We start from the raw sequence: 22725 nt of genomic DNA, 5'->3' as shown, positions 1-22725 counted from the left end.
GAATACATCGAGTATTACAACAACGATCGAATTAAGCAGAAACTAAAAGGCCTGAGTCCGATAGCGTATCGGAATCAGGCCTTGTAAAGCCGCTTAGAACAGAGTCCAACTTTATGGGGTCAGTTCACATCTGGCTTTTTTATTAAGCTGCATTATTATTCAGCGTGTAGCGAATCAAACTGAGCTTGTAATTCATCGTGTTTCTGCTCATATACAGCTGTTTTTTGAGCCGGTGTGTAAGCGCCATTCAAATCGACGCTAGCATCAACATTTGCACCCATGTTTTCAAGCGTTGTAGCAAGTGCTTCAACACTACCACGAGCACTCATTAGGCGATCAGTAGTGTTTTCATCAGAGGATGCCATTGCTGCAGTTGAGAATACAGAAGCGGTTACTAGTGCTAAAATTGTTTTGCTTAGGTTTTTCATAATAATGTCCTTTTAAAAATTCATTTAATTTAATAACGAGTAAATGTTCAGTTAAATGTTATTCAGCTGATTGAGTGTGAAGCGCATCAAATTGATCTTGTAGATTAGAGTATTTCTCAGCGTAAACAGCTTCTTTTTGGCTAGGAGTATACGCACCGTTTAAATCTACACTGGCATCCACTGTCGCACCCATGTTTTCCAAAGTATTTGATAAAGCTTCGATACCTGCTTTAGTGCTTTGAATGCGGTCTGAGTAGTTATCATCAGAAGCAGCAAATGCTGATGTCATTGCAGTAGCAGTTAATAGAGTTAGAGCGGCTTTAGTTAAAGTTTTCATATATATCTCCTAAAAGGATTTAATTTAAATTAGTATTCATAAAGCTGTTTCGCTTCGGTAGATATATAGTAGTCCTTTTCGTTCAATAAAAAAGCCTTTCACCCTCGCTTCCATTCTTTTTCCAAATACGAACTAAACAACGCAAGATTGGAGAAAATTCACATAAATACACTCTTTAAATCAGCAAATAAGGAATAAAAAAACAAACCCATATTTTATTGAACTTTTTTATAAGACTTGTGAAGGGGATCAACTTGCCCGAGAATAGATGCCTAAGGAAGGTATGAATAGCTGAAACATGATATCGGCGGTTAAAGGCAATGAGCTGAACACGCCCTTCCCGACTAACATAAGAAAACTGAAGCAGAAGAAAACACATGGCACCGTTAGCACTCATTGACAACCTAGAGCATCTTCCCAACCCTTTTACGCAATTTGAAGCCATTGCATCATCGCTTACAGAGAATGTCTCACAGCTAAACAAAGCGGAATATCGCCGAGATTTACAATTAGCTCTGTGTTTCATATATAGCTACAACGGATCACAAGCGACCTTTAATTCTTATCGACGTGAAGTGGAACGTCTTCTACTTTGGTCGTGGAATGTGGCCAAGACGCCTACCAGCGAGTTACGTCGTGAGCAGATCGAAGAGTTCATCCATTTTTGCATTGAACCGCCAGAAAGCTGGATAGGCACTAAAAATGTCGCACGCTTTAAATTGCATATGGGACAAAGGACACCAAACAAATCGTGGCGACCTTTCGTTGCCCATGTAAGTAAATTAGCCTTTAAGAACGGCGACACTCCAAAAACCAAGACCCATGCGTTGTCTCAAGCCGCCATTCGAGCCACCTTTTCTATTTTATCCTCGTATTTCGGGTTTCTTATGCAAGAAGACGCGGTACAGCAGAACCCTGTGGCCCTGATTCGACAAAAAAGTAAATTTGTTAAAAAGGAAGTCACTCGTAAACAAGTCCGACGCATTTCGAACTTGCAATGGGACTATGTCATTGAAACTGCTGAATTGCTCGCAGATGAAGACCCAGCTACTCATGAACGAACCCTGTTCATTATGAATGCGCTATTGGGTATGTATTTGCGTATTTCAGAGTTAGTTGCCGATGAACGTTCGGCCCCAGTTATGGGGGATTTTACCAAAGACTCAGATGGACATTGGTGGTTTAAAGTCTTGTCTAAAGGAAATAAGGAGCGGTTAGTCGCGGTTTCAGATGAAATGCTGAATGCCTTAATACGTTATCGCCAGTTCCGTGACTTGCCCAGCCTGCCAACGGTCGCAGAAGACACACCTTTGATTCCAAAAAACCGCGGTCAAGGTGCAATGACCAGTACGCGACAAGTCCGAAACATTGTTCAATCATGTTTTGATCAAGCTTACTTACGTATGTGTGAAGACGGTATGCAAACAGACGCTGAAGATTTACGCGTCGCCACGGTTCACTGGCTTCGACATACCGGTATCTCAGAAGATGTGAAGATCAGACCCAAAGAACATGTAAGAGAAGATGCAGGCCATGCGAGTATGGCCACCACAGATAAGTACATTGATACTGAGTATCGTGAACGTCATGCTAGCGGCCGTAAAAAAAGCCTACGACCACACTAATACGCGTATGAGTAAAAACGTTAAGACCAACGTTTTAGACTTAACTCATCTTTTTCAACGGCTGAAACCCACTGGCCATTCTCGCCTTGGGTTTCTTTCTTCCAAAAAGCAGCCCGACTCTTTAAATAATCCATAATAAAGTCACAGGCAGCAAACGCTTCTGCTCGGTGCGCTGCACTCACCCCTACAAACACAATCTGGTCATTAATGGACAATCGGCCAACCCTATGTACTACGGTGACATCAAGTAAAGGCCACCTCTCTTTCGCTTCATTCACAATACTTTTTAGGTTGTGCTCTGTCATGCCAGGATAATGTTCTAACTCAAAACCACAGTCTTCGACTGGCAAATCCGAAAAATGCCTAACCAAACCGACAAACATCGCCACAGCGCCCGTCACGTTCGCTTCCAATAAACTCTGATATAGCTCTTGAACGTGGAAGTCTTGCTCTTGTACCTGAATCATCTAGCCTCCGGTGACCGCTGGGAAAAAAGCGACTTCACGGGCTGAGCTCGGTATCATGTCCTGATCTCGAGTGAATTCGAAATCCACCGATGAATGCACCGTTTTCTCTAATAAATGATGCCCTGTGTCTATTTCTCTGGCTAAAGCTTGTTTTAAATCCGCCACACTTAATGGCAACTCAACCTCAAGTTGATACTCCGCCATGGCCAGTTTTTCTCTTAATGAAGCAAAAAAGACCACGTTAATTCGACTCATTTGTGACACTCCAATCACCACTCTTGCCACCTGTTTTCTGTACCAACTGCACATTCTCAATAACAATGCCTTTGTCTACCGCTTTACACATGTCATATAAGGTTAACGCGGCTACACTGACACCGGTTAACGCTTCCATCTCCACCCCCGTTTTACCGGACAGTGCACAGGTACAAAGTACTTCTAATTGGTGTTCATTTAATTGCGCAATCTCTACACTGACCTTGGTTAGCATCAATGGATGACAGAGAGGAATTAGGTCTGACGTTTTCTTTGCAGCTTGAATACCTGCGATTCTCGCTGTTGCCAAAACATCACCTTTTGCCAAACCACCCGCCAATATTTTAGTTAAGGTGTCTGGTTTCATCGTCAACACACCACGTGCTGTCGCTGTGCGTTTTGATGGGGATTTATCAGAAACATCCACCATGTGAGCATGTCCATAGTGATCTAAATGCGTTAACGAGTGACTCATATATATCCTAAACAAATCAACATAATTGAAAATTTCACCTATATTTTAAGAAAGCCGAACGGATTGCAAGCCAAAACTGGGAGAAGTTTCAAATTGAGATGGGGCATTTGGGGAATGAACTCTTGTATAAAATTATTTTACCTATTAATCGCCTTGCTCGCCTCACCAGCCTCTTGGTCCTATGACATTCAAACTGACACCAATGCCTTTCCAACTTTTGCAGAAAAAACACCCTTAACACCAAAAGAAGCGTTATACCAAGACTACAGCACAGACTTGTATGAGAAATCACAAGACTTCTCGAACCACGCCTATTGGCACAAAATCACGTTTCCCAAGGCCTACCCATTTTCGAAACAGACATTTTATTTGGAGTTAGATTATTACGTCATTGAAGAATTGGATTTTTATGTTTTCCATGACACTCAATTAGTAGAGCATTTAAGTCGTGGCGCGTTACAGAACTGGAACAAGCTGAGTGCGGTTTATGACGGCATTCTTATCCCGATCACCTTATCACCCTTTAATGAAACCCATTTACTCATTCGCAAAGCAGGTAATATCCCCTTACTGACACCAATGCGAGTGCTTAATAGCACCGAGGCGGAATTTAGTCGACAGCAAAAACTGATATTCTGGACCGCCATCATCAGTTGCCTTGTTATTTTATTGGCACACAATGCCTTACTCTTCACCATGTTGAGACAAGCCGGTTTTATTTATTACCTTGGTTTAAATGCGCTCGTATTTATTGCCCTTTCCATCATCACTGGCTTTAGTCGATGGCTGTTTAATGAAACCATCAGCCAGTGGTTAGTGACAAATATTTTCCTCCTTTTTGGTGTTGGTACTTGGTTGCTATTCCGCTTTAGCTTGCATTTCCTTCGGGAAGTAAAAGTGCCTTCGCCTAACAGCTTTATTGCGCGTTATGGTGACTGGGTATTTGTTTTCTTTCTGCTGAGCATCGTTTTTTTCCAAGTCAAAACCATCGCAATATTATTCGCCGGAATAGAGGTGTTTCTATTTATTAGCTGTACTTATTGGGGTGTCAAAGCTTTCTTACGAGGCTTCCTGGCCGTTAGGTTTTATCTGTTCTCATGGTTCTTTCTGATCTTTGGCAGTCTCATCAACACCTTATTGTTCTGGAAATGGATTCCAATAAACGATTTCACTGAGGCTATTTTCCCTGCTTTTAGCATTATTCAATTGCTTGGTTTTTCCTTTGCACTAGCGGATAAAGCAAAGCAAAGTGAACGAAACCGACAATTACAGCTGTTAACGGACCAATCAACTGGTTTACCCAATCGCTCATTTTATTTTGATGAGTTACCAAATCAGCTTCAGTCACACATTAAAAACCAAGATCCCATGGCTCTGGTTATCATAGACATCATTAATCATCATGCCCTAAGTCAAGCTTTCGGTCCCGCCAAAGCCGATGCCGTGATGTGCGAATTAATGCAAGACATCCATCGGCACCTGCAAACCATTGAAGGACTGCAGGCGTTCCATTTGCCTAACAAAACCCATAAAAAACTCATAAGAATGACTGCGAACAATTTGGCCTTTATCAGCACCACGCCAAATGTACTAAAAACACAAATCCAGAAAATTCAACAAATGTTGGAACACCCAACATTACTCAACAAAATACAATTCCGTCACCAATACAAAATGGGCAGCGCCCTCTTCCCAAGCCAAGCCAACAACCTGGATAAGCTCTATCAAAATGCGCTTATTGCTCATAATTCGGTTAACTTCTCTTCCGATACTTGGGTTCCTTTCACCGATGAACTTAAAAGTGATCACGCACAACAACTCACGATTATCACTCTATTACGAGAAGACATTCGCAACGGCAAACTTCATTACCACATCCAACCTCAAGTTTGTTTACGAACCAATAAAATTATTGGTGGAGAAGTATTATTACGCTGGCACAACACACAATTAGGAGCGGTTTCACCTGGCGAATTTGTCCCATTAGCGGAACAAGCCGGTTTGATTTATCCATTAACCGAAATGTTGTTTGAAAAAGTGTTTGCTTGGGCAGGTCAGCAGCAAGCGATTCTCAAGACAAGCAGTTTGTCTCTAAACATTTCTGCCTTGGATTTACTGCAGGCACATTTTGCACAAAAGGTCATCACCAGCATCAATGTGCATCAGCTAATCCCAGAACAATTTACCATCGAAATTACGGAAACCAGCATGTTTCACAATAACGACATCGTGAAGAATAATGTTGAAGAACTGTATGCCGCAGGCTTTAAATTATCCATCGATGACTTTGGTATCGGTTACAGTTCTATGCTGAATTTGGTTGCACTAAAAACCAATGAACTGAAAATAGATCAGTTTTTTGTCATGGGTCTGTTTAATCAAAAATCCAATCAATACCTTTGTCAAAATATGATTCGCCTTTGCCAACAATTAAACATTACCAGTGTCGCAGAAGGCATTGAAGATCAACAAACTTTGCAAACCCTCAAAGACTGGCACTGTGAAATCGGGCAAGGTTATTACCTATACAAACCCATGACACCAGATGACTATTTAAGGCTACTGGAGGACAGCTTTTGTGAATAGTTTGTACCTCTCTCGAATTCAGGCATAATGAACCTCATCGCTAGTTGAAGACACATTATATAGAACATCATGAGCCTAATAGACGACTATCAGCTGCTGGAAATCCCGACCAATGCAAGTGAGCAAGAAGCCAAAAGTGCTTTTAGACGTCTAGCGAGGAAGTATCACCCAGACAAAAACCCCGAGACGGATACCACAGAACATTTCCAGCGCTTACAAGCGGCTTATGAAAATGTCCAAAACGCCATTCGTCAAGGTGCTCAAACCGCTGACTGGAAACCTTTTTCCTTTACCCAAGCAGATCCATTTCAGAACGCTGGGTTTCATCAAAACCGCCATTCCGATAGCGCAAGCGATAAAGAACAAGAAGCGTTTATTCGTGAGCGACAACGCGCTTATGAAGAAATGAAACGCAATAATGCTCATCAAGAAAAAGCACGTAATGACGCCATCAAATCGGCTCGTAATACGCTTAATGAGAAGCGTATCAAAGCACTTTATGAGGAAGCTTTCAAAGCATCAGAAAATTTCACATCGGAAGGATATAAGGGGTCAACAAATCAGCAAACAAATTACGACATCCCACCTTATCAAAGCTTTATAGACGATGAAGTAGAAGCGCAATCGACAGTGGAGCGCCCCAAAATCTATGCGGTGAAACTAGATGCGGCCAAGGCGGCTTTTCGAGCAGCCACTTACATTGCCTGTTTTGCCGCGGGTATTTACGCCACGTTATATTGGCAAAATCAAACGTCAGAATCGGAACTGAACAATCCAACCCCAGCATTTGTGGCCGGCTTATACCCTCAGTTTCGAATTGGTACTAACCACACCTTACAAGCAAGCTCACTTTTTGCCGAACCGGATCGCACGAGTAAAGTGCTTGAAAACTTACCCGCTCAAGTGGATATTCAGGTCTTTAAGCAACAAGGTAATTGGTTAAGCATTCGCTATCAAAATAAAAATGGTTGGCTACCCGCTCAATCTAGCGGCTTCGGCAGTATCAGTAATGCCAGAAAAACGGGGTGTTTCGGTTATCCTGGCATTGCCCCCGATCACGGTGAGCTCATAGGATCCGCCCAAGGCAATAGCCGCTTACGTATTTTAAATCAGCTGCCAACACAAAGTTTATTAACCTTTCAGTCGTTCGATGGCAAACCGCCATTTTCGATCTATCTGAATAAAAAACAAGCTTTTGCAGCCAACTTCATTCCTAGAGGCCAATATCGATTGGTGCTAGAAACAGGATCCCTGTATCATCAGGCCTGCCAGCAATTTCTCTTCAATGATAAACAACGCATTATCCTTGATAAAGTGGACTTTGCCAGCACAGAACAAACCCTTACCTTGAGTAATTTATAACCCCATTGTAAAGCCAATTTATCGAGTAATTCATATCCATGCTAAGCAACATTCGTATCGTTTTAATCAATACTTTTCACCCAGGTAATGTAGGGGCTATTGCCCGTGCAATGAAAAACATGGGATTAACCAACCTTTATCTGGTAGATCCGAATGACTACCCTTCTGAAGAAGCCACTAGCCGCGCCGCGGGTGCAGTGGACTTACTCGAAAATGCCACTATCGTCCCTACGCTTGAAGAAGCCATAGCGGATTGCAGTTTGGTTATTGGCACCAGTGCCCGCCATAGAACCTTTCAATTACCCATCATGAATGCTCGTGAATGTGCTGAAAGCGTTATTCCTGAAGCGGCCACTCATCAAGTCGCCATTGTCTTTGGTCGTGAAACCACTGGATTGTTAAACGAGGAAATTGCGCAGTGCCATCGCCAAGTTTATATTGATGCGAACGATGAATACCCTGTGTTGAACATTTCTCAAGCCGTACAAATTGTCGCTTACGAAATTTGGATGGCCAATCAAAATAAAGATTTTATGCAGAAAGAAACACCTGCGTACCCACATAAAAAGGACATGGATCTTTTTTATGATCATCTTGAAGAAACACTTTACGGCATCAATTTCATTGTCCGCAATCACCCAGGAAAAGTGCTCGATAAATTACATCGTTTTTTTAATCGCTCACGCCCTGAAAAACAAGAACTGGGTATTTTGCGTGGCGTGTTGGCTGCGGTGCAAAGAGAAGCAGGTTTAGTGGAAGCCAATAATCACCAACAAACTGACCAATCTAAATCAGAGAACGACCAAGGTTCATCAAACTCCAGCTCTTCTTGATTGATCAATACACTTGAAATACAAAAAAGCATTGCGTATCGCAATGCTTTTTACACTTTCAACCGTTTAAGTTTATTCTTTGTAGTTCGTAACGATTCTCTTCGAGTACATTTCCGTACTCTTAGAAATTCCTCACGAACCACGTCACAAGATTACTTTTCTGCGCGGCCAGCGAATTTACGCTCTTCAACATTCACTTTAATACGGTCACCTGTTGAAATATGTTCTGGCACTTGTATTACAGCACCAGTTGATAACACCGCCGGTTTGGTTCGAGAAGTCGCAGACGCGCCTTTGATTGATGGATCCGTCTCAATAACTTCTAATTCAACATTGGTTGGCATATCCAAGGCCACTGGTACATCATTCACCAGAACGACTTGAATACCACTGGTTTCTTCATTCAAGAATAATGTTTCTTCTTCGATGGCGGCTTTGCTTAAGTTATAAGGTGTATAGTCTTCATTGTCCATGAAGACATATTCTTCACCATCCAGATAAGAAAAAACGGCTGGACGACGAATTAAATCTGCCATATTAATCATGTCTGTATCTTTAAAGGTTTCGTCCAATTTTCGGCCTGAAACCACATCGTACATACGCATTCGATATAAACTACCACCCGAACGACCTTGAGGAACAGAGCGCTCAATGTCTTTTATAATGTAGGTTTTGCCATCAAGTTCAATGGCGGCATTTTTTTTAATCTCACTAGCCTTAGGCATATTTATCTTCCTAATAAAAATTAAACAATGATGGCTTACGCCTTCATGTAAGCACTTTGGATCACTTGGTATATTGGATAAAGAACATCTGCGCCCAATATCTTCGCACGTTCAGGCGACCACCCTACGGCTTCATCAGGCAAATTCTGATTGTCTTTAAATGGCATCTCCAATGTAAAAGACAAACAACGGTAAGTTTCACCTACCCATTTGGTGGCAACGGTTAAATTCGCTTCACCAAACTGATCCGGCGTATAACCCACGTCGGTCTGAAAATCTGGACTAACTACCTTAAACACATCTTTAAATAAGGTTTCCATACCCTGCATTCGTTCATCAAAAGAAGGGATTCCCTGACAACCATCGACAAAATTAACGGGTAAGGCTTCATCACCATGAATGTCGAGGAAAAGATCCACGCCTGTTTCCGCCATTTTTTTCTGTACGGCTAAGACTTCAGGACTAAACTCCTGGGTTGGATTTTTCCATTCACGATTCAAATTCACCCCCTTTGAATTAACCCGTAAATTACCATGCACAGCGCCATCAGGATTCATATGAGGCACTACGTAGAAGCGACAGTTTTGCAACAGACTGCGAGCCACAGGATGAGATTCATCAAACAGTCGTTCCAATAGGCCTTCTACGAACCACTCTGCCATGGTTTCGCCTGGATGCTGTCGCGCTATGATCCAAATATTCTTCGCCAGACCTTGCGTTTTACTGACCTCGAGCAAAGTAATATCGCGACCTTCAGCGGTTTCGCCTAAATGATCTGTTATACAATCCTCATGGCTTGCCGCCCATGCAATCATATCTAAATGGCGCTCGTAACTATAAGGAGCAAAATAAGCGTAATAAATACTATCCTGCTCTGGTTGATGACGAATGACTAATTTGCCGTCCAGATACTCAGTTGGTACACGAAACCACTCTTCTCGGTCATAAGACGCTACAGCTTGGTAATCCACCCAACCATCAGGGTAAGCCGCCTCACTGGCATTGTCGAAATGAATCACGCATTCTTCGCCCATGCCACCTTGAAGACGAAAGTAAAACCACTGCAAAAATTTAGAGTTTGTATCATGGGGGATCTTTACTCTAATATTGTCCGGCTCTAATGCATTAACAACGGAAATATTTCCACCATCAAATGCACTGCTGATCTTGATTCGGCTGGTCATGTTTCTTCCTTAACAAGCAACATTGGTTCTAAATTATGGCAAGTTTACCTATATTCATCACGGCTGTCGCCAACTCTTCTGACGACCCAGCTTTTCCACTCCTTTTCACTTGGTCAACCCACGAGGCTCAAGTAAAAGAAGTACTTGTTATTCCAGATGACGAATGGCTAGAGCAACATAGCATTGAACAAAATCCACACGACTTAGATGAACAACAGCTTTACGAATTTGGTTTTGAAGGCAGTGATATTTTAGCGGAATGGACAAATGAATTTGATACCGATGTTATCTATGCCCTAGACCCAGAATTGATGACCACATTAGTGGATGCCACATACGACATTAAAGGCTTGGACCCAAGCTTTGAAGTACAAAGCATTCACCATTGGTTTGAAGAACAAGGAGTCAATTTAAGCGAGGCATTTGAAGAACAAGGTCGCCATACTCCTTTGCATTTACTGGCCCCGGATGAGCTAATTATTCAACTGCTGCAAATCGCAGCGGAACATGGTTTGATTGACCCTAGTGATTTGATAACCGAAGAATAAATAGGACTATCAAGTTGATCAATATTCAACATGATGATGTAAAACTGGCCGCTAAATGCCTCCTATTTTAAAGTTTAACTATGGATACCCCTTCACCATAAAAGAGATGACGTGATGAAAGACTTGTTACCTGACCTGTGCGACCTATACCCTGAACAAATTCAAATTGCAGAACCGGTCTTTCAATCCTATGGGAAACGCACTTGTTTTTATGGGCAAGCCGTCACCGTATCGTGTTTTGAAGACAACAGTCGAGTACGAGAATTGGTCAATGAAAATGGCCAAGGTAGAGTCATGGTCGTCGATGGTGGGGGGAGCAAAAGACGAGCACTATTAGGGGATATGCTAGCAGAGAAAGCGTCAAAAAATGGCTGGGAAGGGTTTGTTATTCACGGTGCAATTCGTGACGTAAACGCTCAGTCAGAACTAGACATAGGGATTCACGCTCTGTGCGCTCACCCTTTACCAACAGAGAAAAAAGGCCTGGGGAAACTCGGTCAAACGGTGTCTTTTGCTGGCATTCAAATAGCAGAAGGTGACTATATCTATTGTGATTTAAACGGTACGCTGGTCTCCAAGCAAGCACTCCCCCTGCCAGAGTAGCGGGAGCGGTCAGTTAAGCCGTCTCAACTTAACTGACTAATCTACCTACAAAGACGCCATGGTGTGAGTAAACAAACTTCTCACGCCATTCACTAACATTTGTACGGCCATCATCAGCAATAGCATGCCCATCAAACGCTCCAGAGCGGCCAAGCCTTTTTCTTTTAAGAGGCGATTCAGCAAAGGGGCAAGCGCTAAAATCACCACAGAAATCCCCCAAGCTGCAAAGACGGAAATCAGCAAGCCCATTTCATCCCCTGGGTAACTTTTCACCATCACCAACAAGGTTGCTAACGTCGAAGGCCCGGCCAACATAGGAATTGAAATGGGCACAATAAAAGGTTCAATAGGCTGATGTTTATCCGCCTGAATCACGCTGGGAAAGATCATTTTCAATGCAATCACAAACAGCACCACGCCACCAGCGATCGAAATAGACTCGGTTTCTAAATGAAGTAACGCCAGAAACTCGGCACCAAAAAACAAGAAACTGACTAATATCAGCAGACCAATCAAACCATCTCTTAACACAATTTTAGACTGGCGTTTCTGTGGCACTCCCTTCATCGCAGACAACAAAATGGGAATATTACCAAACGGATCTATAACGAAGAGAAACAGCAAAGTGGCCGATAAAATAGAAAAATCAATATTCATGAACTACTCAAACAGGTAAAAATCGCCCGCATTTTAATCAAAATACGAGTCAGGGTCTACACATCAAAACAGACTCGATTCCGACCCGAGCTTTTGGCTTCGTATAACAATTCATCTGCCCGCTTTAAAAGCTGATTTCGAGTCTTACAGTCATCTGAAACCGCGACAACCCCAATGCTGGTAGTGATGTCAATTAGCTGTTCCTTGACCTTAAATTGATAGTTTTCGATCAATTGACGAATCTCTTCGAACCTTTCTATCAATCCCTCTCGACTCTCTGACATCAGTAACAAACCAAACTCTTCCCCACCTAAGCGACCAAACAAGTCCTTTTCTGTCATATGCTGTTGAATCAAATTTGATACATCAATTAAGACTTTATCACCTATGTCATGCCCAAAGCTGTCATTAATATTTTTGAACTTGTCTAGATCCAAAATACCGCAAGCCATACAACTGCTGCTTTCAGCAGTATAAGTGCTTAGCTCATTGCCCAAACTCACTTCAAAAAAGCGTCGATTGGCGATGCCTGTGAGATAATCCGTAGACGCCAAACTTTCCAACATCTTGTTTGACTCAACTAAACGACTCCGCATGTCTGAAATGCGTTTCATCGCATGCATCTTTGCCGCCAGTATTTTTTGGCTAATGGGTTTGATCAGATAATCATCTCCCCCTGCCATAATGCCGTTTTCAACGTCCGTTTCATTACCACTGGCACTTAGAAAGATAACTGGAAACCACTCTTGTTGATTTTGTTGTTGTATTTCTCGAATCGCCTTAACGGCATCAAAACCATTTAAGGCAGGCATTTGCACATCAATCAAAATCAAATCTATTTCATCTAAATGGGCTAAATACTGAGACACTGCCTCTTGCCCATTTTTGGCTTCGATGACCTGACAGCCAAGTTTTGCAAGATGTAATTTAAGCAATAAGCGATCGGTATTCGTGTCGTCAGCAATCAATACTTTCATAAATTCGCCATGACTCGTGGTAATTCGTTTTTCACTTTTTGATAAGTGATCATCATATTTTTAACGTCTTGATCAAAATTAACGAGCTGCCCTAATCGACTTTCAACCTCTAACTTAGCTGCTATTTCAGACAAAGACATAGCGCCAACATTTTGACTGACTGACTTAAGACTATGAGACAAATGAGTGATATTTTCAAACTCATTCTCAGGATATACGATTTTAGCAAACCCCTCCATGATCTGATCCACGTCGGCGTAAAAAGCATTCACCAATAAATGCACATCATCTCCTAATGCCTGTTTTAATTCCTGTAGAATAGAAACATCAATAAAACGTGAACCATCGGAGTTTACTTCCGTTTCGGCAGGTTGAATGACCTCTTCCGTTGATAAAGAAAGATTGTTTTTAGTGGGTAACCATTCTTCAAATACTTGCGTTAAATGCATTTGTTTAAATGGCTTTGGTACAACACCATCGCCCCCAGCACGAAAGACCTCAGCAGAGGTTTCCGGCATAATGTCTGCGGTTAACGCAAAGATGGGCACGCGCTTTAACTGTTCTATTTTTTCCGCTTGGCGTATGTGCCTCATTGCTGTCAAACCATCCATGACTGGCATATGTAGATCCATTAATATTAGATCAGGTTGGTGCTGTTGCCAGCTTTTCACCCCCAATTCACCATTTGTCGCCTCGATGACGTCAAATCCCATTCGAGATAAAACGCCATGAGCAACCGCCATGTTTGCTTTCATGTCTTCTACGACTAAAATTCGACCGCGATTATCACCTTCTTTACCCTGGGTTTTGTCATTACCGTTTTGAACAGAATTATCAGGGTCATCCGTCGAGACTTGATAGGCTAAGACATCTTTTGATACACAATACGCTAAGCCTTTCTTCAAACTTAACGCCCCCATGGGTTTTGCGATACACAAATTGATTCCTGCATCCGTTAATTCTTGATGAGACAACAACCCCGCCGAGGAAGTAATTAAGATGGTTGGTTGATATAATGAGCCACAAAATTCTCGTATCTTCCTAGATAGCATCAAACCATCCAGTTCTGGCATCATGTAATCCAACACAATAATGTCGTACGGCTGTTGATTCTCATAAGCCCAGCGGATACGAGACAAGCCTTTGCGTGGTTGTGATTCTGTATCAGCGGTTATACCAGAAGATGCCAACTGATTCTTTAAAATGGTCAGGTTGGTTTCATTATCATCAATGACAATGGTTTTTTTACCGATCAATAACGCTTCATCGGCGATTGTTTCTATTCTTGGCTTCGCATGACTTTCCGCGAGCGTTAAAGAGACACTGAAACATGCTCCTTCATTGAGCTCACTTTCTAAGGCAACCTGCCCATTCATTAAGCTAACTAATTGTTTGGTAATGGCCAAACCTAGGCCTGTACCGCCAAACTTCCTCGTGGTTGAACTATCGGCTTGAACAAACGCACTAAACAAATGTGGCTGCACATCACTAGCAATACCGACGCCAGTATCTTGAACATGTATCGTCAGCGCCACTTGCCCTTGATGATCCGCCTGACCTTTGACGGACACTAAAACATGACCAACATGGGTGAATTTAATGGCATTACTGACAAGGTTTGTGATCACTTGTTTGATTCTAAAGACATCACCGACTAAGTAACGAGGGCATGAATCATCGTATTCGACTAATAGATCAATGCCTTTTTCTTCGGCCTTAATCATCAACAGGCGCACAACATCAAAAATGGCTTTTTCTAAATCGAAATCAACCCTTTCAATGGATAAATGGCCTGCTTCGATTTTAGAAAAATCAAGAATGCCATCAATCAGCTCCAGCAAACTTTCACCAGAATCTCGTAATACCCTTAACTGCTCTCCTTGCTCTCTGTCGAGTTTGGTACCAGACAGCAACTCAGCCATACCAAGCACACCATTTAATGGAGTTCTGATTTCATGACTCATGGTAGCAAGGAAATCACTTTTCGCTTTGCTCGCGGCAACCGCTTGCTCACTGGCTGAACGTAACAACTCTTCCGTTTCTTTACGCGATGTAATGTCCATATTAACGCCAACCAATCTTGTCGCCACACCATTGTCATCAAACACCACAGCGGCATTCGATTTGAGGAAGCGAGTTTGTCCATCGTAGCGCGTAATACGAAAATCAAAATCCAACTCTTCTGAAATGGCCGTCGCATCTTCTTCTGGCTGTACAGTGAAACCAAAACTTTCAATCCGTTCAAATGTGTCTTTTAGTCTCAGCTTATCTTCTAGATGAACACAGTCCTCCCAGACCTTTAAAGGGGCGTTATCATGGTCACTGGGCATTCCATAAAGACGATACATCCAATCGTCCCAATGTAAACTTCGGTCCTTAAGATCCAGTTCCCATACCCCGATACCAGCAGCATCCGCAGCAATAGATAGACGCAAATTGGTGTTGATCATCTTTTGTTCGACCGCCAATCGTTCACTGACATCACGAACATGCGCAATGTAACCCAACAGCGAACCATCCTCAGCATCAATGCGGCTGCCAATCGTTTCCGAATGAAAAACATTGCCTTGCTTATTGCGATACGACACATGAAAACGGTTTAGTACTTTTTGCTCTTCACCGTAATACTCCTGCCCTTTTTGGATGAAATCGGTCTCATCAGCATAAAGTTGTTCAGTCGTTTTCTCTAACAATTCGGCTTCTTGATAACCAAACAGTTCGCAAAAGGCTGAATTTGCCATTTTAATTTGTCGCTCTTTATTAACAAATACAATGGCTTCAGGCGCATTAACAAAGAGTGATTCAAACATTTTTTTCTGTTCGCGCAAGTCCTGTTCTGCACGAATCTGTTCCGTTCTATCTTGGAAGGAAACCACCGCGCCAGTAACCACATTGTGCTCGTCACGCACGGCCATACAAGAATATTCGCACACAAAAGCATGACCATTCGGGGACAAAAGCTCTGCCCTAGCATAGGTTTTTTTACCCGTTTCTAAAGTGGTTCTTATCGACTCAATCACAGGCTGGCAAGACTGATACTTTTTCTCTGCGCTACCCAATAGGCCTAATACATTCTTACCTAATACATCGCTGAGTTGATAACCCAAAATCTGACAAGAGGCCGTATTGGCAAACGTGATTTCACCGGTGCGACTAATACCAAAAATGCCTTCGTGAATGGCTTCTAAAATAAGGTGCTTTTGATGTTCTGCTAAGCGCAGATTCAATTCATCTTGATGACGACTAATGGCATTACCTACCCACTGAGCAAAAAGTTTGATCAGTTCATAATCGTCTTCACCAAATGCACCATTTTTAGGATGAGGACTGGAAAAATTCAAAGTACCATAACGCTGATCACCAACATAAATCACAATGCCTATGTAAGCCTCAAGGCCAAACGTCTGATAACAAGGATGATTCTGAATGTCACTGATCGCAGTATGGTGATAGGAGGTTGGTAAATCATTTTGTAGCGTGTGAACACAATAAGTATTATCAACTTGAAACTGAGCACCGACTTCCACTTCACCATTCGGCGTCACGGCATACTTTATTTCATAGTTTGACCCTTCGATCTGGCTTATAATCCCAAAGGGTAAAGCAAACTGCTGACAACCAACGTTTAAAATGCGTTCCAGTTTCTCTTCTAAAGGCAAAGCATTATCTGCCGTCACCGCATGAAGAGATTTTAAGGTATTAATCATACGTCGTTGTGACGTAATATCTTGCATGCATAAGTACAATCCAGTGACTTCACCAGCTTCAAATCTCGGCACATAAGACGACTTTAGAAAACGTATTTCTTGCCCCTCACCCACCGTCACCTGATAATTATACTGTACGGAAGCACCCTGCAACGCTTCTTTGAGTTTGCCTTCTATTTGGGTATAAAACTCAGCTGGAATCAGTTCTCTAATCGATTTCCCAACAATCTCGTGTCGAGTGAGAGAAAAGCGTCGCTCATAAGTATCATTTACAAACTCGTATCTAAGATCTCGATCTACTAAGGCGACATACGCTGGAATATTGTCATGTAAATTAAGCAAATCTTGCCGACTTACTTGCGTCTCATCATCTTGTCCAATGACAGATAGTAAGCTTATGACAGACGCCATATCCGTTTCCGTCTGCTCCGTTGTTTTAGAATATGCATGGTGACCGAGACAAACCAAGCTGGCCTCAATCTGTCTAACAGGTTCAACAAAACAAAAGCTCAGATTAGACACATCGTTCAAGATAGGCGTCAGATCATTAACGACACTGACGTCGGCATAGCGACACGCGCCTTGCATAGCCATATTGATGGCTAAATCGTCGGGATAGATGACATTATCTAGAGTGCCGACTGAAATGGTTTCTCCATGTCGATACACCAAAGCCACATAAGAAGCCCCCATTAATCCCTGGACTACTTTTAATGTCGCCTCTATTTTTGACATTTACCTTCTCCATTACAACGAGTCTAAACAAAGTACTTTCTGAAACAAGCACTGATAAACATAACAGAAATTTATAACTTTGTTATGGCTGAGCAAGAATTTTAGTTTAAAAGACAATGCTGTATATGAAAATCAAACCATGACCTATTCGTTTCAATCGCTCTATCATTGCAATGAAAACAGGCGAAATATTAAGGCAGTAACTTATCAATTAACACACAATCTTTTGTGTCATTACGACTGTTTTTGACCTTATCTAAAATTTTTTGTGCGACGTCTTTTTGGCGGCTAGAGATGTACTTTGAATCTACTGTTTTTTGTACATTTTCAAGGTACTTATTTAATTTTGGTGTGCAATAGTCATCAAAAGCAAACAAGCTTGTTGAAGACAGTCCCAGAAGACCTGTAAAAATGGGTAAAAGAATCACTTTTTTTAATGACATGCTTGCATCCTAAAGAATCAATTTTTCAGCAAAAAATTAGACCACAGGAAGGCGTAAATATAAAGCCAGCAAAGAATTTTCTTAGGTATGAATAAAAACGCCCGAATTTCTATTCGGGCGTTTTTTTTGCTCACTCATTATTAAGCTTTAGCTTAACCTAATCACTTGATCACACGTCTTGCTGACTAAATCAGGGTCATGACTGACCAATAAGACAGCGCAACCTGTTTCCCTTGCCAACTCAACCAACAATTCAGTCACTTCTTGAGCTGTAATAGGATCCAGTCGAGAGGTTGGCTCATCTGCAAACAAAAACACCGGATCTAATAATAGGGCTCTCAAAATGGCAAAACGCTGCAGTTCACCGCCCGATACAGACAAACAATTACGTTCGAGTATCCCTTCAGGCAAACTTAATCTTGCCATCAGCGGCGCAATGCGGGATCGATCAAGCTTATGAAGCCGCACCAAGTCATCAAGCAATTGCTGTAAACTGACACTGGATGTGAAAGCCGAAGGTGGATCCTGATACAGCTTTAACCATTGGTGAGGCTTTGAGGCGCTCGACAATCGTTTTAATTGGCCTTGCTGTAATGGCAACAACCCTAATAAAGCATCGCCTAAGGATGATTTCCCACAGCCACTGTCACCCACAACACCGACGACTTCCCCTTGATGCACTGAAAACGAAATGTCTTTAAACAAGGTTCGGCCACCCCGCTCAATCGCCACCGTGTCAGCCTCTAACACTAAGGTGTTACCAACTTCCGCCAATTTAGGCTCTGGCCATTGTTTTGGCTCAGCAGCAATCAGCGCTTTGGTATAATCATCCGTTGGCTGGTTCAAAATTTGTTTAGCCTCGCCCTCTTCCACTAAAGCACCGCCTTTAATGACCATCAAACGCCCAGCCAATTGACGAGCGATCGCCACATCATGGGTGATGGTTAACAGGCTGCCACCTTCTGCCCGCGCTTGGAGCAAACGCACAATGTCATCACGGCGAGTGACATCGAGCCCCTTCGTTGGCTCATCCGCTAAAATCAGATTCGCCCCTGCCGCCGTGGCGGCCGTAATGGCTAAACGTTGCGCCATTCCACCCGACAACTGACCCGGACGCTTATGACCATTTTCCGTTAGACCAACGTGAGCCAAATCCAGTCTAGTTTTATGCTCTGCAGTCGTTTTGTCTTCGCCCTGAACCAATTGATAGACTTCTTTTACTTGCTCTTGTCCTTTCATTAAAGGATCAAGTGCATGCCAAGGCTCTTGGGGTAACATCACCATCTCACGTCCCCACAAGGCACGTCGTTCTTCAAGTGACAAAGTCTTACCCAAAACTTCAACCTGCCCTACCAAACGTAATTCATCAGGCAATAGCCCTATAATGGCTTGCGCTAAAAGACTTTTACCAGAACCGGTTTGACCTAAAATAGTCAACGGCTCTCCTTCTCTCAGGCTTAAAGAAATCGGCTCTAACAAACAGACATCATCAACGTAAACGGCCAGATCCGTGATTTTTAACATGTCTCTCATGCGCGTTTACCTGCTAATAAATGAAAACCAAACACCATCAAAGCGATGACAACCAGAGGTTGGGCTAATAACCAAGGCGCTTCACTATAAAAAGGAAACAATTCCACTGTCATCAAACCAAGCTCCGCCAAAGGCGGCTGGATACCAACATAAACAAAACCTAATGACGCCATGGTAAGAATCGCATTCGCTCCACCAAATGCCGCCAACGTAAACACCGAAGGCGCAATAGCAGGCCAGATGTGACGTTTAAATTGGTACCAAGTGCCAAAGCCCATCATATTAGAGGATTGGCGCGCAGGACTCTGAATGACTCCTTGTGTAATAGCACGGGTCACGCGGAAATATTCCACCCACTGAACAAGGGAAATGGCAATATACAAAACCCAAAATGAACCCGGCGCAATCGCGGCAAATAGCAGCACAATCACCAAACCTGGTAAGGCCAATAAAATGTTCACGACAACCGCTAAAGCCTGATCAACTCGTTTGCCAGCCCACACAGCCATTACGCCAAGAGTCGTCCCTAAAAAAGCCGATGTCACCACACATAAGATACCGAGAGCAAACGACAAGCCAATTGCGTGTGCCATCCGCGACAGCATGCTACGTCCAAAATGATCCGTGCCTAACCAATGCTCGGCATTGGGCGGAACCAAGATGGCATTTAAGTCCTGCTGAGAGATACTGTAAGGCGACAAGGTAATGCCCAATAAAGAAAACAGCAGTAAGCCAAGCAACAAAGACAAACCAAGCCATTGAGATGTTCGTAATATCATTGCTCGACTCCTCGTGGATCTATCCATAAACACAACAAGTCTACGAGCGTATTCAAAAGCACGAAGACCACGCCCATGGCCAGAGCCGCACCTTGAATCACCGGAATATCACGAGCAAAAATAGCGTGAGCCAAACCATGACCTATACCGGGCCATGAAAACAAGGACTCAATCATCACAATCCCTTCAATCATACTAACCAATTGAATACCGAAGAACGCCACAACCGGCACAGCGATATTACGCACACCATGACGATGAAATGTCTGCCATGCGGTGAGGCCTTTCACCTTCGAAAATTGATAAAAAGCCGCACGAAATGTCTGCTTTGCCGAATCACGGACGACACGATTTGATACGGCCGCCAAACTTAACGCCAACGTCACAGCTGGCAGGACTAAATGCGCAAAGGTGCCGTAACCTGCTACCGGAAACCACCCCAGATGCAAAGCAAATAAGAGCACAAACAATACCCCAACCACGAACACCGGCATGGCTCGAATGGCACTCGACAAGCCCATCAAAACAGAATCCAACGGATTGCCTCGCCAAGCAGACAACAAGCCTAATGGAATGGCGATGAGAATCGACACCATTAAACCCGCAAACGCCAACAACATAGAATGACCCAACATATGCTGCACTGACTCAATAACGGGTAAACCACTCACCATTGAGTTGCCCAAATTAAACTGCAACAAATCTGTCAACCAGTGCCAATATGCCTCTAGCGGGTGCTGATTTAACCCTAACTCTTCACGCACTAAAGCCGCAGCATCTGAGTTGACATTGTCTTGTCCATAACGACTGGCAGCAATACGATACGCCATGTCACCAGGTAAAGAGCGCATCAACACAAAGGTTAATGTGCCAACCCCCCATACCACAGTAATCAGCTGCAGCAGCCGTTTCAAAAGCAATGCCTTCATTAACGAATAAACTCCATTTCATTCAATAAAAAGCGACGTTCAAACGGATCAAAGCGGAAGCCTTTAACACGATTACTTACCGACGTTTGTTGAACATATGAAGTGACAGGAATAACAGGACGTTCATTATAAATAAACTGCGCTACTTGCTGAGCTTTTTGACGGAATACCTGAGTGTCCGTGGTCTGCTCAAGTTCTGACAACAAAGCGCTAACTGCGTCATTGTGCCAATTCATCGCGCCCCATTCACCGCCACCATTTTGACCATAGTCCGCCAATAAAACCGCTAACGGATTCGCAATAAAGCCATAATTTCGTGCAATCAATGCGGCTTGCAAAGATCCATCTTGGTGACCCATTGGAATCGCACTGGAGTTCGTGACATCCACTTTTGTTTTCACGCCAATGGCTTCCCATTGTGCCTGAATCGCCGTTGCCACAGTCGTCAATTCCGGACGATCTGCGTAAGTAATTAACCGTACCGTGAAGATCTCACCTTGCTTCTCTAGGTACCCATCCGCATTTTTCTGCCAACCCAGTTCCGCCAACAACGCTTCGGCTTTGGCCTTACCGTCAGAAACCTTATTCGGAACATCTAGATGCCAATTCGACATAGACGCCGGCATAATTTGTTCCGCTTCCGCACCTGGTGTCCGCAGTACGCCACGGGCAATACCAACGCGATTAATGGCGTCACTCAAGGCTTGACGAGCACGAATATCCTTTAAAAAAGCGTATTCGCTGTTTAATTTGATCACAATGGTTCGAGGGATCGCATTTGAGTGCAACGTCAGGTTTGGTAGACGTTTCAAAATTGGCAGGCTAGCTGGGTCCAAACCAAACACAATGTCCGCTTGGCCACTGCGAGCTTGTAAAACACGACTTTCCGCACGGTGCCCTGTCAAATAACTGGCATAAGGGATGCTCGCTTTTTTGCCCCAGTAGTCATCAAACTTTTCAACCACTAATTTGTGCGGTGGCGAAAATTGATACAACTGATACGGCCCTGTTGAAGACAGAGCCAATACTTCACCGTCTTGCGCATAAGCACTAGGGGATAAAATGGCATTTGCATAATTGGCTAGCACCGCCCCTAAGACAACGTATGGACTTGATAGTTGAATAACGACTTGATGCTCGCCCAATGCAGCGATCTGTTCAATCGGCGCTTTTCGCAACGCACCGTGTTTTTGCAAAGCAATGTTTAGACTGTTTACAACCGCAGCGGCATCGAGCAAAGAACCATCATGAAAATGAACACCTTGGCGAATATCAAAAGTCCAAGTTTTCGCATCTTTACTCACAGACCAATGACTGGCCAATGCAGGTATTAATACACCGTTTGCATCAACATCTAATAAGGTTTCAATAATTTGCATACGGCTAAAAATATAACCGTTTTTAGAGGGGTCTAAACTAGTGAACTCGAAAGCCGCACTAACAGAAAGAGTATTTTCTGGAGTAGGTTTAGCCATACTTTGGCCACTAAACGCCACACCCAAAACACTGATTAATACAATAAATAGCCTTGTCACGG

22 protein-coding genes are annotated in these 22725 nt (G+C 43.1%); 7 read left to right on the top strand and 15 right to left on the bottom strand.

Translation table 11 applies throughout. From position 1 onward, the window contains the following. On the top strand, window positions 1-87 hold an 87-nt coding region (locus OA79_RS18115), incomplete at its 5' end, for an IS3 family transposase (RefSeq protein ID WP_156486281.1). Window positions 88-155: 68 nt separating this feature from the next. Here OA79_RS18115 and OA79_RS14965 read toward each other — a convergent pair. Next, window positions 156-428 (bottom strand): hypothetical protein, encoded by a 273-nt coding sequence (locus OA79_RS14965; protein WP_063334039.1) that lies wholly within the window; start codon window positions 426-428, stop codon window positions 156-158. Between the two features lie 58 nt (window positions 429-486). Next, window positions 487-765, bottom strand: a complete 279-nt coding sequence (locus OA79_RS14960; RefSeq protein ID WP_063334038.1) for a hypothetical protein — start codon at window positions 763-765, stop codon at window positions 487-489. A 377-nt stretch (window positions 766-1142) separates the two neighbouring features. Here OA79_RS14960 and OA79_RS14955 point away from each other — a divergent pair, with 377 nt between their 5' ends. Further along, window positions 1143-2390 carry a tyrosine-type recombinase/integrase gene (locus OA79_RS14955; protein ID WP_063334037.1) on the top strand — a complete coding sequence of 416 codons (1248 nt, stop codon included), beginning with the start codon at window positions 1143-1145 and terminating at the stop codon, window positions 2388-2390. 20 nt (window positions 2391-2410) lie between these two features. Here the strand turns inward: OA79_RS14955 and OA79_RS14950 are convergent, their stop codons facing one another. Genes OA79_RS14950 through moaC form a run of 3 tightly spaced genes read right to left on the bottom strand, consistent with a single transcriptional unit; the run spans window position 2411 to window position 3587 of the window. Further along, the gene (locus tag OA79_RS14950; RefSeq protein WP_063334036.1) at window positions 2411-2857 is read right to left on the bottom strand and encodes a molybdenum cofactor biosynthesis protein MoaE; all 447 of its coding nucleotides are present in this window, start codon (window positions 2855-2857) and stop codon (window positions 2411-2413) included. Next, window positions 2858-3112, bottom strand: a complete 255-nt coding sequence (locus OA79_RS14945; protein WP_063334035.1) for a MoaD/ThiS family protein — start codon at window positions 3110-3112, stop codon at window positions 2858-2860. Continuing rightward, on the bottom strand, window positions 3099-3587 hold the full coding sequence (gene moaC, locus OA79_RS14940) for a cyclic pyranopterin monophosphate synthase MoaC (RefSeq protein WP_063334034.1): 489 nt from the start codon (window positions 3585-3587) through the stop codon (window positions 3099-3101). The genes OA79_RS14945 and moaC overlap by 14 nt, the downstream gene beginning before the upstream one ends. Before the next feature lie 114 nt (window positions 3588-3701). Between moaC and OA79_RS14935 the strand changes: the two genes are divergently transcribed. The 3 genes from OA79_RS14935 (at window position 3702) to trmJ (ending at window position 8368) form a co-directional block, all read left to right on the top strand. After that, complete coding sequence (locus tag OA79_RS14935) at window positions 3702-6173, top strand: EAL domain-containing protein (RefSeq protein WP_063334033.1); 2472 nt, start codon at window positions 3702-3704, stop codon at window positions 6171-6173. Between the two features lie 69 nt (window positions 6174-6242). Continuing rightward, window positions 6243-7535 (top strand): J domain-containing protein, encoded by a 1293-nt coding sequence (locus tag OA79_RS14930; protein ID WP_063334032.1) that lies wholly within the window; start codon window positions 6243-6245, stop codon window positions 7533-7535. 38 nt (window positions 7536-7573) lie between these two features. Continuing rightward, window positions 7574-8368 carry a tRNA (cytosine(32)/uridine(32)-2'-O)-methyltransferase TrmJ gene (trmJ, locus tag OA79_RS14925; protein WP_063334031.1) on the top strand — a complete coding sequence of 265 codons (795 nt, stop codon included), beginning with the start codon at window positions 7574-7576 and terminating at the stop codon, window positions 8366-8368. Window positions 8369-8520: 152 nt separating this feature from the next. Here trmJ and efpL read toward each other — a convergent pair whose 3' ends face one another. Then, window positions 8521-9093, bottom strand: a complete 573-nt coding sequence (efpL, locus tag OA79_RS14920; protein WP_063334030.1) for an elongation factor P-like protein EfpL — start codon at window positions 9091-9093, stop codon at window positions 8521-8523. A 35-nt stretch (window positions 9094-9128) separates the two neighbouring features. Then, window positions 9129-10277: a M14 family metallopeptidase gene (locus OA79_RS14915; protein WP_082825492.1), complete on the bottom strand. Its 1149-nt coding sequence runs from the start codon at window positions 10275-10277 to the stop codon at window positions 9129-9131. A 35-nt stretch (window positions 10278-10312) separates the two neighbouring features. On the opposite strand from OA79_RS14915, the gene OA79_RS14910 reads away from it, so the two are divergent. Together OA79_RS14910 and OA79_RS14905 are read left to right on the top strand one after the other, a co-directional pair. Further along, window positions 10313-10825 (top strand): hypothetical protein, encoded by a 513-nt coding sequence (locus OA79_RS14910; protein WP_063334029.1) that lies wholly within the window; start codon window positions 10313-10315, stop codon window positions 10823-10825. A gap of 114 nt (window positions 10826-10939) precedes the next feature. Beyond that, window positions 10940-11428 (top strand): putative 4-hydroxy-4-methyl-2-oxoglutarate aldolase, encoded by a 489-nt coding sequence (locus tag OA79_RS14905; protein ID WP_063334028.1) that lies wholly within the window; start codon window positions 10940-10942, stop codon window positions 11426-11428. A 45-nt stretch (window positions 11429-11473) separates the two neighbouring features. Here the strand turns inward: OA79_RS14905 and OA79_RS14900 are convergent, their stop codons facing one another. From OA79_RS14900 to OA79_RS14865, 8 genes are all read right to left on the bottom strand, one after another. Continuing rightward, the gene (locus tag OA79_RS14900; RefSeq protein ID WP_063334027.1) at window positions 11474-12085 is read right to left on the bottom strand and encodes a MarC family protein; all 612 of its coding nucleotides are present in this window, start codon (window positions 12083-12085) and stop codon (window positions 11474-11476) included. A gap of 56 nt (window positions 12086-12141) precedes the next feature. Continuing rightward, entirely contained in the window at window positions 12142-13062 is a 921-nt protein-coding gene (locus OA79_RS14895) for a GGDEF domain-containing response regulator (RefSeq protein WP_063334026.1), read from the bottom strand. Beyond that, the gene (locus tag OA79_RS14890; protein ID WP_063334025.1) at window positions 13059-17504 is read right to left on the bottom strand and encodes a PAS domain S-box protein; all 4446 of its coding nucleotides are present in this window, start codon (window positions 17502-17504) and stop codon (window positions 13059-13061) included. Before OA79_RS14890 ends, OA79_RS14895 begins: the two co-directional genes overlap by 4 nt. Before the next feature lie 191 nt (window positions 17505-17695). Beyond that, window positions 17696-17947 carry a hypothetical protein gene (locus OA79_RS14885; protein WP_063334024.1) on the bottom strand — a complete coding sequence of 84 codons (252 nt, stop codon included), beginning with the start codon at window positions 17945-17947 and terminating at the stop codon, window positions 17696-17698. Between the two features lie 147 nt (window positions 17948-18094). After that, a complete protein-coding gene (locus OA79_RS14880; protein WP_063334023.1) occupies window positions 18095-19480 on the bottom strand; it encodes an ABC transporter ATP-binding protein in 1386 nt (461 codons plus the stop codon). Beyond that, window positions 19477-20259: an ABC transporter permease gene (locus OA79_RS14875; protein WP_063334022.1), complete on the bottom strand. Its 783-nt coding sequence runs from the start codon at window positions 20257-20259 to the stop codon at window positions 19477-19479. Before OA79_RS14875 ends, OA79_RS14880 begins: the two co-directional genes overlap by 4 nt. Continuing rightward, window positions 20256-21188: an ABC transporter permease gene (locus tag OA79_RS14870; protein WP_063334021.1), complete on the bottom strand. Its 933-nt coding sequence runs from the start codon at window positions 21186-21188 to the stop codon at window positions 20256-20258. Before OA79_RS14870 ends, OA79_RS14875 begins: the two co-directional genes overlap by 4 nt. Then, window positions 21188-22723: an ABC transporter substrate-binding protein gene (locus OA79_RS14865; protein WP_063334020.1), complete on the bottom strand. Its 1536-nt coding sequence runs from the start codon at window positions 22721-22723 to the stop codon at window positions 21188-21190. Before OA79_RS14865 ends, OA79_RS14870 begins: the two co-directional genes overlap by 1 nt. Between the last annotated feature and the right edge of the window lie 2 nt (window positions 22724-22725).

It is taken from the genome of Marinomonas sp. TW1 (assembly GCF_001625355.1).
Classification (GTDB): Bacteria; Pseudomonadota; Gammaproteobacteria; order Pseudomonadales; family Marinomonadaceae; genus Marinomonas.
This window is presented reverse-complemented; position numbering and strand designations above follow the sequence as displayed.